At 37.5% G+C, this 14,968-nt stretch carries 17 protein-coding genes; 15 read left to right on the plus strand and 2 right to left on the minus strand.

The genetic code is table 11. The features are described 5' to 3' along the window. The first annotated feature begins 14 nt into the window (after positions 1-14). The 14 genes from G8O30_RS01255 to G8O30_RS01320 all read left to right on the plus strand — a co-directional run bounded on the left by G8O30_RS01255 (position 15) and on the right by G8O30_RS01320 (position 12,240). Positions 15-629, plus strand: a complete 615-nt coding sequence (locus tag G8O30_RS01255) for a TetR/AcrR family transcriptional regulator (protein ID WP_239673207.1) — start codon at positions 15-17, stop codon at positions 627-629. Between the two features lie 72 nt (positions 630-701). Continuing rightward, positions 702-2,798, plus strand: coding sequence for a YhgE/Pip domain-containing protein (locus tag G8O30_RS01260; protein WP_239673208.1), 2,097 nt, complete (start codon positions 702-704; stop codon positions 2,796-2,798). 51 nt (positions 2,799-2,849) lie between these two features. After that, positions 2,850-3,032: a hypothetical protein gene (locus G8O30_RS01265; RefSeq protein ID WP_239673209.1), complete on the plus strand. Its 183-nt coding sequence runs from the start codon at positions 2,850-2,852 to the stop codon at positions 3,030-3,032. Positions 3,033-3,599: 567 nt separating this feature from the next. Continuing rightward, positions 3,600-3,860 (plus strand): metal-sensitive transcriptional regulator, encoded by a 261-nt coding sequence (locus G8O30_RS01270; RefSeq protein WP_239673210.1) that lies wholly within the window; start codon positions 3,600-3,602, stop codon positions 3,858-3,860. 120 nt (positions 3,861-3,980) lie between these two features. Beyond that, positions 3,981-4,460: a DsrE/DsrF/DrsH-like family protein gene (locus tag G8O30_RS01275; protein ID WP_239673211.1), complete on the plus strand. Its 480-nt coding sequence runs from the start codon at positions 3,981-3,983 to the stop codon at positions 4,458-4,460. Between the two features lie 40 nt (positions 4,461-4,500). Next, positions 4,501-5,073 carry a sulfurtransferase TusA family protein gene (locus tag G8O30_RS01280; protein WP_239673212.1) on the plus strand — a complete coding sequence of 191 codons (573 nt, stop codon included), beginning with the start codon at positions 4,501-4,503 and terminating at the stop codon, positions 5,071-5,073. Positions 5,074-5,111: 38 nt separating this feature from the next. Further along, positions 5,112-6,239, plus strand: coding sequence for an MBL fold metallo-hydrolase (locus tag G8O30_RS01285; protein ID WP_239673213.1), 1,128 nt, complete (start codon positions 5,112-5,114; stop codon positions 6,237-6,239). 23 nt (positions 6,240-6,262) lie between these two features. Then, positions 6,263-6,487 carry a sulfurtransferase TusA family protein gene (locus G8O30_RS01290; RefSeq protein ID WP_239673214.1) on the plus strand — a complete coding sequence of 75 codons (225 nt, stop codon included), beginning with the start codon at positions 6,263-6,265 and terminating at the stop codon, positions 6,485-6,487. Positions 6,488-6,657: 170 nt separating this feature from the next. Next, complete coding sequence (locus G8O30_RS01295; protein ID WP_239673215.1) at positions 6,658-7,434, plus strand: sulfite exporter TauE/SafE family protein; 777 nt, start codon at positions 6,658-6,660, stop codon at positions 7,432-7,434. A gap of 84 nt (positions 7,435-7,518) precedes the next feature. After that, positions 7,519-8,469, plus strand: a complete 951-nt coding sequence (locus G8O30_RS01300) for an alpha/beta hydrolase (protein ID WP_239673216.1) — start codon at positions 7,519-7,521, stop codon at positions 8,467-8,469. A gap of 271 nt (positions 8,470-8,740) precedes the next feature. Continuing rightward, positions 8,741-9,508 carry an SDR family NAD(P)-dependent oxidoreductase gene (locus G8O30_RS01305; protein ID WP_239673217.1) on the plus strand — a complete coding sequence of 256 codons (768 nt, stop codon included), beginning with the start codon at positions 8,741-8,743 and terminating at the stop codon, positions 9,506-9,508. 29 nt (positions 9,509-9,537) lie between these two features. Next, the gene (locus tag G8O30_RS01310; RefSeq protein WP_239673218.1) at positions 9,538-11,016 is read left to right on the plus strand and encodes a methyl-accepting chemotaxis protein; all 1,479 of its coding nucleotides are present in this window, start codon (positions 9,538-9,540) and stop codon (positions 11,014-11,016) included. A gap of 132 nt (positions 11,017-11,148) precedes the next feature. Then, positions 11,149-11,754 (plus strand): class I SAM-dependent methyltransferase, encoded by a 606-nt coding sequence (locus G8O30_RS01315; RefSeq protein WP_239673219.1) that lies wholly within the window; start codon positions 11,149-11,151, stop codon positions 11,752-11,754. An 18-nt stretch (positions 11,755-11,772) separates the two neighbouring features. Next, positions 11,773-12,240: a GNAT family N-acetyltransferase gene (locus G8O30_RS01320; RefSeq protein ID WP_239673220.1), complete on the plus strand. Its 468-nt coding sequence runs from the start codon at positions 11,773-11,775 to the stop codon at positions 12,238-12,240. 370 nt (positions 12,241-12,610) lie between these two features. Here G8O30_RS01320 and G8O30_RS01325 read toward each other — a convergent pair whose 3' ends face one another. Continuing rightward, complete coding sequence (locus G8O30_RS01325; protein WP_239673221.1) at positions 12,611-13,129, minus strand: hypothetical protein; 519 nt, start codon at positions 13,127-13,129, stop codon at positions 12,611-12,613. 73 nt (positions 13,130-13,202) lie between these two features. Next, positions 13,203-13,703: a GNAT family N-acetyltransferase gene (locus G8O30_RS01330; protein WP_239673222.1), complete on the minus strand. Its 501-nt coding sequence runs from the start codon at positions 13,701-13,703 to the stop codon at positions 13,203-13,205. Between the two features lie 145 nt (positions 13,704-13,848). On the opposite strand from G8O30_RS01330, the gene G8O30_RS01335 reads away from it, so the two are divergent. Next, complete coding sequence (locus G8O30_RS01335; protein WP_239673223.1) at positions 13,849-14,967, plus strand: NAD(P)/FAD-dependent oxidoreductase; 1,119 nt, start codon at positions 13,849-13,851, stop codon at positions 14,965-14,967. Position 14,968 lies beyond the last annotated feature (1 nt).

Below are 14,968 nucleotides of genomic sequence, written 5' to 3' on the forward strand. Positions count from 1 at the left end.
GTTACTAACATGAAATGACCATATTGTTCATTTGGTCAAACACTATAAGTTGGGGGGATTATGTGGACAGGAAACGCTTAATATTGGAAGCTGCAACGAAATCTTTTACCTTGTTCGGTTATAAAGCAACAACAATGGATCAAGTTGCAAAGATTGCAAACGTTGGTAAAGGGACGATATATACTTTTTACAAAAATAAAGAGGAACTGTTTCAGGAAATTGTGCAATCTGTTATTCAAGAGATGAAAATAAAGGCAGAAGGTACATTGACCAATAATGAAACCTTCCAAGAACGTGTTCATAAAGTACTATACGAACTTCTGCACTATCGAACGCATCATCAACTCTTAATTAAACTTTCTCAGGAAGAAACTGAAATGAGAACACCAGCTGTGAAAGAAATGGTCAAAGAAATTGAGACAGCAATTATTTCTTATGTAGAAGAGAAAGTAAAGGTTGCAATTGAAGATAAAGAGATCGAACCTTGTAATCCTAAACTAACTGCCTTTCTTTTATTAAAAATATATGTATCCCTAGTATTCGACTGGGAACAGCAAAACGACCCTTTATCAAAAGAAGAGATCGCACAAGTGTTAGAAATGTATTTATTTAAAGGACTATCAACATGATAGTTTTCTTTTTTGAACTAAAATGACCAAATGAACAAAGTGGTCATATGGTAAAATAGGAGGAGAAAACAAATGTTATTAAAAGAATGGAAACATATCTTTACTACCAAAAAAATATTGATCCCAATGATTGCTGTCTTACTAATTCCTGTCTTATATGCTGGAATGTTTCTATGGGCTTTCTGGGATCCATATGAAGGGTTAACTGATTTGCCAGTAGCCATCGTAAATCTAGATGAAGGTGCTGATTATAACGGGGAAAAAGTCCAAGTTGGAGAAGACTTAGTGGAAAAGTTGAAAGAATCCAAGGATTTTGATTATCACTTCGTATCAAAAAAAGAAGCTTACGAAGGATTAGAGACAGAGAAGTACTATATGGTAATTGAACTTCCACAAAATTTTTCTGAGAATGTTACCACTGTAACGGCCGATGAGCCGGAGCAACTATCGCTAAAGTTTGTCCCAAATGAAGGGTATAACTTTTTAGCGGGTCAAATTGGGCAAACAGGGGTAAAAGAAATTAAGTCTAGCATAGCTGCAAATATTTCAGAAAAATACGCAGAAGTTCTTTTTGAAAGTATTGAAGAACTAGGTGATGGATTAGCAACTGCTAGTGAGGCATCAGTAGAATTATCAGAAGGCGCTGGAAAGGTTAACGACGGTGGAGAAAAGTTAACAAATGGTCTATCGGAATTATCGGAAGGTACTAACCGTTTCGCGACAGGAACAAATGATTTATCAAGTGGAGCTTCTAAGCTCTACCAGGGTACATCTGAACTATCGAAAGGTTTACAAGAGATAAATGAAAAATATGGGGAACTTTCTAACGGAATAAATGGTATTCAAACGGGATCTACAGATTTGAAAAATGGTTTACATGAGCTGTCAGGTGGAACAGATTTCTTAGTAAAAGGTTTACAAGAAATCTCAAAAAACACACAAACTTTAGCCTCTGGAGCAGAGGCTATTTCAACAAATGCTCAAAGCCTTGCTAGTGGAATGAGTCAATTGGATAAAAGCTTACAACCAATGCTAGAGCAACTGCCACCTGAACAAAAAGCAGCATTACAACAAAGTCTATCGCAATTAGTTAACGGAACTAGTATGCTTGCTGAGAAAAATAGTGAACTGGCCCAAGGAATAGGAAAATTAGAAACTGGTCAACAATCAGCTCTTGCTGGTGCGGAAAAAGTCAATGCAGGTGCTACGAAACTAGATGATGGATCCGCTAAGCTTGCAGAAGGTACAAACCAACTAGCAGCAGGCTCTGCTAAAATGCAAGAAGCATTAAAACAAGCTTCGGAAGGTAGTGTAGCTCTTGTAGATGGTAGCAAGCAAGTATCAGATGGTACCAATACATTAGCAGAAAAAACAAAAGATCTTACCTCAGGTGTTGCTGCACTATATAGCGGGGCAAACGAATTAAACGATGGAACGAATAAGTTATTGGATGGAAGTAAAGAATTCGCGGATAAATTAAAATCATCTGCAGAAGAAGCGTCCATTTCCGTTAATGAAAATAACTATAGAATGGTCGGGGATCCGATTAAATTAGAACAGGACTCCTATCATGAAGTACCAAACTATGGTACAGGATTTGCACCGTACTTTATTTCATTAGGTTTATTTGTAGGTGCATTATTAATTAGTATCGTTTACCCGCTAAAAGAAGCGGCATCTACACCTACTAGTGGATGGAGTTGGTTTAGCTCTAAATGGGTGACACTGTTTGGAGTTGCAGTAATTCAATCCATTATTGTGGATGCGATTCTGTTATTTGGTTTACGTATGGAAGTACAAAACGTAGGACTTTTTGTTATAACGACTTTATTAACAAGTGTTACTTTCATGGGACTAATTCAACTGTTGGTAACAACGTTAGGAGACCCAGGAAGATTTGTAGCAATCTTAATCTTAATACTTCAATTAGTAACAAGTGCCGGTACATTCCCATTAGAATTAATACCAGAGCAATTACAATGGTTTAACCCGTTACTACCGATGACATATTCAGTTAGTGCATTTAAATCGGTCATTTCTACAGCAAGTATGGACGGTCTATTACACAATAGTCTAATTCTATTGATGTTTACTGTCATAACATTTATTGGTACGTGGGTTTACTTTACGTTTCAAACGAAAAAATTACAGGTGAAATCTGCCGAGTAATTATTCTTTTTCTTCTCCTTTCTTATAAATATTACTAAAGGGGGAGTTGTAATGGAGACATTTGGAAGAGGTTGTTTGTACATTATAGTAGGGTTAGGGGTATTATTCTTACTAGCTGTATTTACTCAGAGTCATATTAACGTTCCATTTTTTATTGCAATACCTTTAATTATTTTTGCTTTTGTCATGGCCAAGAAGAAGACAGATGAGAACAATAAAAATGATGATCTTTAAAAAAAGTGACTTGGAAAAAACTAAAAGAGGATGAGACAAAACTAGAAAAGGTACATTCAAAAAGAACGAATGTACCTTTTTCACATTATTTTTGAGTTATTAATATGCAGTATTATTGATTTTACAGTATTAGTCTTTGGGATTGGAGCGGAAGGGGGCGACTCCTACGGGAAAGGTGGGTTACTGAGACCCCACAGGAGCGTACGCAAAGTGAGGCCGTGTCCAGCTGCAGGTGCGCAACCGCTCGGAAAAGTCCAAAAGCCCTCCGGTGGCTGAATTCTGGGACCTTCTGCTAAATACCGGTGACATCACGTCACCAACGCAGAAGACAGTACCTCACGTACAAGCCCTCGGTCTTCCAAACTTTTCTGCCGCGGCTGAACGCGCGCCTTCCGCTTTTCGAAGTGGAAAGCGTCCCCCTGCAGCGGAAATCCCTGTGCAGTCACTTTTGGTTTATGTCCAAGCATCATTTTTGTAGGAAAATAAAATTTCAAGAAGTATGACGGTTGACAATATACTCTACGGGGTATAATATAGCATCACAAGTAAACAAGGAGATGAATGACATTGGAATACAATGATTTAGTAAAAAATAGAGTAAAACGAATTGAAGGCCAGCTTCGTGGAGTTCTTCGTATGATGGAAGAAAATAAAGACTGTAAAGATGTAGTGACGCAGCTATCTGCTATAAGATCCGCGGTTGATCGTACTATGGGTGTAATAGTAAGTGAAAATTTAGTGGAGTGTGTAGTAGAAGCTAAAGAAAATGGAGAAGACACGGACGCGCTTATCAAAGAGGCGGTTAACCTTCTAGTAAAAAGCCGATAAAAAATTTTATTAACACGTTGACAAGAATTTTTATATGTTATAATATACCCCTAGAGGTATTAAAAATTTTTAAACAGTAATATACCTGTATGGGTATATAAATATAAGGAGGAACTATTAATGGCAGAGACAAAGAAAACTACTATTGTATTGTTCAGTGGAGATTATGATAAAGCTATGGCAGCATATATTATTGCAAATGGTGCAGCTGCTTATGATCATGAAGTGACTATCTTCCATACATTTTGGGGATTAAATGCACTTCGCAAGGATGAACCAATTCAAACGAAAAAAGGATTCATGGAAAAGATGTTCGGTAAAATGATGCCACGTGGTGCTGATAAGATGGGACTATCCAAAATGAACTTTGCTGGAATGGGACCGAAGATGATAAAAGGTGTAATGAAAAAACATAATGCGATGCCTTTACCAGACTTAATTGAAATGGCCCAAGAGCAAGGTGTAAAGTTAGTAGCATGTACCATGACAATGGATTTACTAGGTTTACAACAAGAAGAGTTATTAGATGGATTGGATTATGCTGGTGTTGCAGCATATTTAGCTGATGCAGAAGAAGGAAACGTAAACTTATTTATCTAAAATTTTTTTAAAAACTAATATACCTACGGGGGTAATAGAAATGAATAATTTAAAAGCAAACTTAGTACTTGATGCTAAAGGGCTAGCTTGCCCGATGCCTATCGTTAAGACGAAAAAAACAATGAACGACTTGCAACCTGGTGAGGTTTTAGAGGTAATGGCTACGGATAAAGGATCTCTTGCTGATCTTAAGGCATGGTCCGAAAAGACAGGCCATCAATATATTGGTACCGTTGAAAAAAATGATGTGCTTCATCATTTTATAAGAAAATCAACAGGAGAAGAAAAAGTAGAAAAAACGTTTGAAACAGTCATTTCAAATGAGAAGTTACTAGATGTTTTAGATCAAGATGATTCTAATGTTGTCCTAGATGTAAGAGAACACGCTGAGTATGCCTTTGCCCATATTCCTGGTGCAATTTCTATTCCATTTGGAGAATTAGAATCTCGTATAAACGAACTTTCTAAAGAGCAACCTATATATGTTGTTTGTAGAACGGGAAACAGAAGTGATATGGCAGCTCAAAAGCTAGTAGCAAGTGGGTTCACTAACGTAACAAATGTTGTACCAGGTATGAGTAACTGGTCAGGTTCAACGAAGTCTGAGCTATAAAAATTTTTAACTATTAATATACCTTAGGGGGTAAAAAGATGACAGTTCACAAAATGGAAGCAGCGGAATTAGCCAAAAAAGTTATTAACCAAGAAGAACTATTTATCCTTGATGTACGTAATGAAGACGCTTTTCAAGACTGGAAAGTGGACGGTAAAAACTTTATGTATATGAATATCCCATACTTTGATTTATTGGACGGGGTAGAAGAAATCTTAAAAGACATTCCTGAAAACAAAGAAGTGATAGTGGTTTGTGCAAAAGAGGGATCTTCTATAATGGTAGCGGAAATGCTTTCCGAATCTGGTCGAGAAGTGTTTTATCTCTCAGGTGGAATGAAAGCTTGGAGTGAGTACCTAGAGCCAGTGAAAGTAGGAGATTTAGCGGATGGTGGTGAAGTTTATCAATTTGTTCGCTTAGGTAAAGGGTGTCTATCTTACATGGTAATCTCTAATGGGGAAGCAGCAGTTATTGATTCAACGAGAATGGCAAACGTATATGTGGAATTTGCAAAAGACAAACAAGCAAAAATTACACACGTCTTTGATACGCATCTTCATGCAGATCACATTTCAGGTGGTCGTGAAATAGCTAAAGTAACTGGTGCAACTTACTGGTTACCACCAAAAGATGCAGAGGAAGTAACGTTCACTTACTCTCCTATAGAAGACGATACAGAAGTAACGGTAGGAAATACGGCAATTCGTATTCAAGCGTTATACACTCCTGGACACACAATCGGTTCCACTTCTTTTATTATTGATAATCAGTTTTTATTAACAGGAGATATTTTATTTATTGATTCCATCGGTCGTCCAGATTTAGCTGGTAAAGCAGAGGATTGGGTTGGTGATTTACGCAACAGTCTATATAAACGTTATAAAGAACTTGCGGATGACTTGATCGTTATGCCAGCGCATTTCATGATTATTGATGAATTAAATGAAGATGGAAGTGTGAAAGCCACACTAGGAAAGCTATTTGCAGAGAACCATGGATTACAAATAGAGGATGAAGCAGAATTCCGTGCGTTGGTAACAGAAAACTTACCACCACAACCAAATGCTTACCAAGAAATTCGTGAAACAAACATGGGGAAAATCACTCCAGATGAAGAAAAACAACGTGAAATGGAAATCGGCCCTAACCGCTGTGCAGTAAGATAAGAAAATTTTAGGAGGAAACAAAGATGAATTCAACAAAAGTATTAGATGCAAAAGGTTTAGCTTGTCCAATGCCAATCGTAAGAACAAAAAAAGCGATGAACGAACTTGCAACTGGAGATGTTTTAGAAGTTCACGCAACCGATAAAGGAGCAAAAGCGGATATGTCTGCTTGGGCTAAATCTGGAGGGCATGAAATTCTTCAGGTAGAAGAAGGCGAAGTAATTAAAATTTGGATTAAAAAAGGATAATGATATAAAGTACCGTACTTTGAAAAGTTACCTAAAAAGTGCTGTGAAAAGAGCGTTTAGGTAACTTTTTGTTACGTGATCGGTATCAACTCATCGTTAGCCAGTGATGTGGCTTGAACTTAGATGAGTTTCCTTCAGATCATTTTAGCGATACGAAAGGAGTGTCTAGGTTGGATATTACATGGTTATTCGTTATTTTTCTCATAGGTTTCATTGGTTCTTTTATTTCCGGGATGCTAGGAATAGGTGGCTCGATTATTAAATATCCTATGCTACTTTATATACCCCCTATGGTAGGGTTGACAGCATTTACCGCTCATGAAGTATCCGGCATTAGCGCGATTCAGGTATTCTTTGCGACCATTGGTGGAGTCTGGGCTTATCGCAAAGGTGGTTATTTAAATAAAGATTTAATTATCTACATGGGTACTAGTATTTTAATTGGAAGTTTTATTGGTGGATTTGGATCCAAACTGTTACCGGAGAGTGGAATTAATATAACCTATGCAACGTTAGCAATCATAGCGGCTGTCATGATGTTTGTCCCTAAAAAAGGGTTAGATGATATACCTTTTGATCAAGTAACGTTTTCAAAAAGTTTAGCAGCAGTCCTAGCACTGGTCGTAGGTATTGCTTCAGGAATTGTTGGCGCAGCTGGAGCGTTTCTTTTAGTACCGATTATGTTAGTTGTGTTAAAAATTCCTACACGTATGACGATTGCTTCTTCTTTAGCAATCACATTTATCTCTTCCATTGGTGCGACGGCAGGGAAGATTACAACAGGGCAAATCGAGTATACTCCTGCAGTGATTATGATTATTGCAAGTTTGTTAGCTTCTCCATTGGGTGCTATGGTGGGGAAAAAAATGAATACAAAAGTATTGCAAATCATCTTGGCTGTGTTAATTGCAACAACTGCCATAAAGTTGTGGTTAGATATCTTATGATCTAGGTAAAAAGAATGGATTAGTTGAGTATGCATCCCGTGATAGTTTAGTATAGTAGTAACAAAAGAGTGATCGGGGTGCGCAATGAAAAAATATCTTATATGGGGTATATCCATAGTGGCTTTTATGGTAGTAGTTCTGTTGGCTGCTGGCTTCTATTTTTATGATGTCGCAATTGACCGCAGTGACGAACCTTTAGCGTTACATGGTGGAAAAGATGAATCCATAGAAGTTTTTATGTCCGAAGAACAATCGATAGCAGAAGAAGTTATCAAGCTTTGGGATGAAGCGAATTCTGGTAAGGTAGTAGAGATGGCTTCAGATGATGGTTTGCTGTTGAAAGCTGATTTGGTTTCACAACCGATACAGAGTAAAAAAGCAGCTATCCTTGTTCATGGGTATAAAGGGAATAGGACGCAAATGCCTGGAATATCTAAATACTATCATGATTGTGGGTACAATGTCTTAAGGCCAGATTTACGTGGTCACGGTGAGAGTGAAGGAGACTATATTGGGTATGGTTGGCATGAAAGACTAGACTTAGTTCAGTGGATAGAATTCCTGAAAGAAGAAACGGGTGCAGAGGAGATCGTCCTTCACGGTTTCTCTATGGGTGCTGCTACCGTTTTAATGACTAGTGGGGAAGATCTACCCCAAGAAGTAAAGGCTGTGGTAGCAGACAGTGGTTATACAAGTGTAATGGATGAATTATCTCACCAGTTAAAGTATTTATACAATCTACCAAGTTTCCCAATTATGCAAGTAACAAGCCTCATTACAGATGCACGTGTCGGGTACAATTTCACAGAAGCGTCTGCTTTAGAACAAGTGAAGAAAAACAAAGTGCCATTGTTTATTATCCATGGTGCGGATGACGAATTAGTACCAACTCGTATGGCAGAGGCACTTTATGAGGCAGCCAATGTGGAAAAATATATCTGGATTGCACAAGGAGCTCAGCATACGGAGGCATTTACAGTAAATCAGGTAGAATATGAGCAAAGGTTGACAGAGTTTTTAGATAAACTAAATTAAGGTGAAATTAAGAAGGTAAGACAAAGTGATTCTTTGTTTTATCTTCTTTTTTTGTTACGTGATGTAACAACTCAGTGTTAGCCACGTGATTTGCCCCGTTCTTAACTGTGTATCCTCATACAAGTTAAACCATTGATCAAACGTTTGATCAACAAAAATGTGAGCGTTTACGACAAAATTCCCAAAATTACTACTCAATTACATCTAAACATTTATTTGGAAAAACCGATAATTATATAAGTATAATAGTAACTTAATTGGAGGTAATAAAATGAAATTACAAGATAAAGTATGTGTTATTACAGGTGGATCTGAAGGTATTGGTAGAGCAACTGCACTTAAATTTGTACAAGATGGTGCAAAAGTAGTGATTGCTGATGTATCTGTGGATGCAGGAAATCAGCTAGTGGAGGAAATTAAAACGCAAGGTGGAGAAGCGACTTTCTTTCAAACAGATGTAACGGACTTTCAACAGGTAGAACAATTAGTTCATTTTACAGTAGATACATATGGCAAAATCGACGTGATGTTTAACAATGCAGGAATTGGGATTAACAAACCATTTTTAGATCACTCTCCTGAAGACTACCATAAAGTTGTAGGTGTGAATCAACATGGCGTGTATTATGGAATGCTAGCTGCAGCAAGAAAGATGAAAGAACTAGGAACAAGAGGAGTCATCATAAATAATGCATCTGTTTTTGGGTACGTAGCATCTCTTGGAATTACTGGATATCAGGCTGCTAAAGGTGCAGTAGTGATGTTAACGAAACATGGTGCACTTGAATTAGCTCCACACGGCATTCGAGTGGTAGGTGTCGGACCAGCTGCGGTTAACACTAAAATCGTACAAGGATATCGTGAAGCCGGTTTATTGGACTACATGAAGTCTCAACAGTTAACAAGAGATTTAATAGAACCAGAAGAAGTAGCAGAAGTAGTTGCTTTCTTAGCTACTGATGAAGCGCGTGTGTTAAATGGATCTGTTGTAATGGCCGATGATGGGTTTGCAAGTTTTAAATCGGACATTCGTCCTTAATACCAACGATATAAAAAGGAGTGGATTCCGTGAATAATATTACAGAAATGATGAAAAAAGATAGTAGTACAAAGAATCTATTAATGTATAGTGTTTTTGCCTTTTCTATCTTGGCTGCATTAATAAAATCTCTTGTTACAAAAGAATCAGCAACCATTATTTTATTTAGTACAGAATTAATACTTTTTACAGTTGTTTACCTATTAGGAGAAAAGGTTATTAAGCGCCCAACGATCTTCCCTTTATTAGGTATTATTTCCGTTAACGTGTTTACCATTGCAGGTATCTTTGTTGCAGGTGGTGGATGGACAGTTATCATTGTTACGTTTTTGTTAGCTATTTTTGCAGCTGTACCTTTCAAGAAGTACTTGTTTGCCTTAGGATATTCTCTCGGTCTTCTTACAATTTTGTTGGCAATTACGAATAGCACAAAAGAAGCGGAATCCATTCAATCTAATGCAGCTACTGTTTTATTAATATATGTTCTTACTGGAGTAATGCTGTTTGTTTTAATTCAATTAAATGAAAAACTAGCTAAGAATGTACAGGAATTACTTCAATTTTCTAATGAAATTGCTGCTACACAACAAAGCCAACGAGAACAATTAGAGTATAAGGTTGGACATATTTTAGAAGATGTTTCTACTGTAAATGATCGCTTGCAAAATAACTTTGTAGCACAATCTGATATTCAAATTGTTCTACAGGAGATTGCACAAGGGAGTCAGCAACAAAGTGAACAAATCTCGGAGATTACTGATAATGCAAGGTTCTCACACCGTTCTATGGAACAGCTAAAGAGTTCCATGACGACTCTTCTTCAAGACACTAATATAACGAAGAAAGTTTCGGAAGATGGCGAGAAAAAAGTATTAGCATTCTCGACAGATGTAAAAGAAATATCTGTTTTTATAAAAGAATTACATGACATGTTCACAGATTTAAGTGAAAAGATCAAGGAAACAAACATGTTTTCTGATAGCATCAAGCAGATCTCTGAACAAACGAACCTTTTAGCATTAAATGCATCTATTGAAGCGGCACGTGCTGGAGAAGCAGGAAAAGGATTTTCTGTTGTAGCAGATGAAATTCGAAAGTTAGCAGAAATGACGAATAAAACAGCAGAAAGTATTACAACAAATTTAAATGCTGTGAATAACGAAAACGTTACAACACTTTCTAAAATGGATACAAGTGAACAGAAGGTATTGGCGATGTATGAATCCTCAGAAGAAGTAGTAAGTGCTTTTTCGCAACTTTCCGAGATGTTTAATCGATTAAGAGAAAATGTAAAAGAAACAGATGCTTTTACAGAGGATGTAACAGTAAATAGCACAAAGATTGAACAATCTACAGCAGAATTAGCGGCAATTATTGAGCAAGCAAGTGCCAGTATAGAGGAAATAAACGCTACTGTGGAAAACTTATCAAAAGATAATGAGAAAATCTCCATTCTGATGGATCAAACGGCTGCTAGCGCAAAAGAAATTATTGATACAAAAAAGTAATTAAAACCATAAAAAAGTGCTCCGAGATAATCTCGAGTACTTTTTTTATTTTGGAATTTATTTAAATAGATGTAAAGATAAAAATCAATCATGTTACTATTATATTTAGTTAAACGAGACTTAGGAGGAAGCATGAATAATAATCAAAACGACTTTAGTTTAAATATATTTACTGGCGAAGAAGACAATGGCTTTTATGAAAATAGACATCATCATCGCTATGAAGCAACACCATATGGAGCATTAGATTTGTTATTCTCAACTATCTCTATTCGTCCGAATGAGACGTTTGTAGACGTTGGTTGTGGAAAAGGAAGAACGCTATTCTTTGTAGTAGAACGATTCGGTTGCAAAGGGATTGGCATTGAAATGGACGACCATTTTTATCGGGAATGTCTATTAAATAAAGAGAGTTTTGGAGAAAGTTATCCCGAAGAACAAGAAGGTGTATCATTTTACCATGGACTTGCTGATCACTATCCGATTTCTGCAAATGATTCGGTCTTCTATTTCTTTAACCCATTTTCTATTGAAATTTTTCGTGCGTTTACGTATCGTCTTATTGAATCAGTGTCAGAGAATCCCCGTGAACTTACATTAATTCTCTATTATCCATCTTCTGATTATGTTCACTTTTTAGCAATGGAGACGTACTTTGAAGAAGTGGAATGTGTGAAGTGGCAGACGGATGATCCGAGAGAATTATTTTTAGTTTATAAATACCAGTCATTCGAATAAAGAAGGGGTAGATTTACATTGACAATTACTTTGGAGTTATTAGTAGAAGAGACCATTTATATAGCAGAAGAGATCATCAATTCTAATCCTCGTTATAATGAGATGGAACATCAGAAAGCTGTCCGGAGTAAAGAGGAAATAAGAGAAGAATTCTTAACAGATAAGACAGAAAGCTATTTGATTAAATTAGATGATACATATATAGGAATGTTGGAATATATGCGTAAAAATCCGAAAGACGGTTACTTCTGGCTAGGATTTCTTTTGATTCATGGAGATTATCAAGGGTATTCGTTTGGAACGCAGGCCTATCTGCATTTAGAAGAGCAAGTGCGAGAAATGGGAGTAGCTGCAATCCGCTTGGCTGTTTTGGTGAAAAATGAAAGTGGAAGAAGGTTTTGGGAGAGACTTGGCTTTACATACTATGACACAACGGTCAGTAATCATGGTAACGAGGTTTATTGTTTGGAGAAGCAGTTACTGTAAAAGAAAACAAGAAGTGGGTTACGCAAAAGTTTCCTACTTCTTGGTGTTTAGGCTAAAACCGTTACCTTTCGTTCCAGGCACTTCGCTTTTCAATGGGGCAATCGAAAAGCGGAATGTGCGCGTTAAACCGCAGCAGCAAAGTTGGAAAGACCGAGCAGGCGGTTCTTCAGCCACCACAGGGCTTTCTGACTTTGCCGAGCGGTTGCGCACCTGCAGCTAGACACACAGTCAAGCCGCTGACCCCCCCAGAAGTCTTCGTGCCTTCCACTACGGGCAACAAATTAGTGCAAAAAATAATCAACTTCTAATGTGACTTGAGGTAGATAATGCAAGTTATTTTTTACTTACCCATTTTTAATACAAATATTAGTTAATACTCCCAAACTAAATCGTCTATTTTCCACGAACCATCTTCTAGTATAAGAGTTATTACCTCTTTGTGAGGAGCATACAGTCCGTCACCTTTTTCGTCGCTTACTGTAGCAGTTGTTTCGTTTACTTTTTCGAAAATAGGATTTGTCATGGTATCAAAATAGAAAGTTGCCTCTAAGAATTCACTTCCCTCGTAGGCTAGGCTCCACTCTCCGTTCACTTCTTTTAAGTTGCCACCACCAAGGATAATATTGTTAATATAATTTTCTGTAAAGATTTCTTCTAAAAACGTGATTGTTTCTTCAGTAGTAGTGGGAAGATTTTCATAGGAATAATAAGTTCGTAGTAATACACTGCCTTGATCAAGGACTGTTAATGCTTCTTTTAATGAAAATGGAATTTCTTCTGGTGTTGATGCTTTTAGTGTATCTGTTTCCGGTTCTATTGTAGCTTCTTTCGATCCACAACTTATTAACATGAGACTAATACAAGTTATTCCTACAATCTTTTTTAACATTTCATCGTCTCCTTTTATATAGCTAATCATCAGACGAGGGAAAGATTATGGAAGTTACTGTCCAATAAAAATTTTATAAATATCTCACATAACGAAGAGACACATAATGGTCTTCCTTTTTAGTCCCGTGGTCTAATTTTTCAAATTGATAAAGAAAACCTCTTGCTTCATAAAAAGGAATTCCTTTTTGATTATCTTTTGCTACAGAGACCCACTGCTCTCTTGCTCCTTGAGATAGCTGTAAATCTGTCATGTACTCTAATAACTTGGTTCCAATTCCTTCATTTCTTCTAGAAGGATCTAAATACAAGACATATATTTCACTTGAGGTGGCATCTATCATCCCACCACCACCTGCGCCAATTACTTTTCCATCTTCCACAGCAACAATCCATCCATCCCATCCTTCTGGGGAAAGTACTTCTTTTGTAATACGTTCTATACTATAAAAATCCTTAATAACTTTTTCCAAATAATACGTATCATATAAGTCTTTATACGTTTGGCGATTCCCCTCTGTACACACCCAAACAATCCCTGACACATCTCGTAATTCTGCCTTTCTTATTATCACGTGTATTCACCTCTTTTCTACTTATTTCGACAGTTAAGAATAAGTTTCCTACTTTATAACAATAATTGATGAAAACATTTAGATGTTTAGTGGTTTTGCACTTAGGTGCCTAGTAGTGTAACGTAAGATTGTCGAGGTGAAGAGAATGAAAAATATTGTGATTATTGGTGCTGGCATAGTTGGAGCTTCCACGGCCTATGAACTAGCGAAAAGAGGATGGAACGTTACTATTATTGATCGAGAAGATAAAGGAAGGGCGACAGATGCTGCAGCAGGTATCATTTGTCCATGGCTTTCCCAACGCAGAAATAAGGCTTGGTACGCAATGGTAAAAGGGGGAGCAAAACATTACCCTGAGCTCGTTAACGAACTAGAAGCTTTGGGAATAGATGATATAGGGTATCAGAATGTAGGCACTCTCTGTCTACATGAGGATATGGATAAACTAGAAAAAATGGCAGAACGTGCACAGAAACGAAAAGAAGATGCACCGGAGATAGGAGATATCCACATATTTTCACCAATGGAAGTAAAAAAACGATTTCCTATTGTGAAAGAAACATATGGAGCCGTGTTTGTCTCTGGAGGCGCTCGGGTCGATGGGAGAAAAATGAGAGAAGCATTAATGAACGCTGCCAAAAAGCATGGAGCTATCGTGCTGTCAGGAGACGCCAAACTCAAACTAGGACTAAAAGGAACTTGGGAAGTCATTCTAGGAGATACAGTTCTCGAATCAGAAGATGTTATGGTTGCTGCTGGAGCGTGGGCTAGTCAGATAACTAATCAAATAGGTGTAAAGTTAGCGATCTCTCCTCAAAAAGCCCAAATTGTCCACAGTAATTTAGAGGGAGAGGATACATCCATGTGGCCTGTAGTTATGCCACCTGGCAATCAATATATGGTTACATTTGGTCCAAATCGCATCGTAACTGGTGCAACACATGAGGATGAGAAAGGCTTTGACAATCGACCTACTCTTGGTGCCCTTGAAGAAATTACCAGCAAAGCGCTAGCGGTCGCTCCTGGCCTTCAAGAGGCTACCTATGTGGAGACGAGAGTGGGATTCCGTCCTGTCGCACCGAATTTTCTACCGATTATAGGAGAGCTACCTGGAAAGAAGGGTATTCATTTAATAAATGGGTTAGGCGCATCCGGTTTGACTAGCGGTCCTTTCCTTGGGGCTGAGATGGCAAAAGCGCTGTCTAATGAAAAAACAGAGCTTGATTGGGACTTGTACAAAATCGAAAATGCACTGATAGAGTAAT

This window comes from Mangrovibacillus cuniculi (genome assembly GCF_015482585.1).
Lineage (GTDB): Bacteria > Bacillota > Bacilli > Bacillales > R1DC41 > Mangrovibacillus > Mangrovibacillus cuniculi.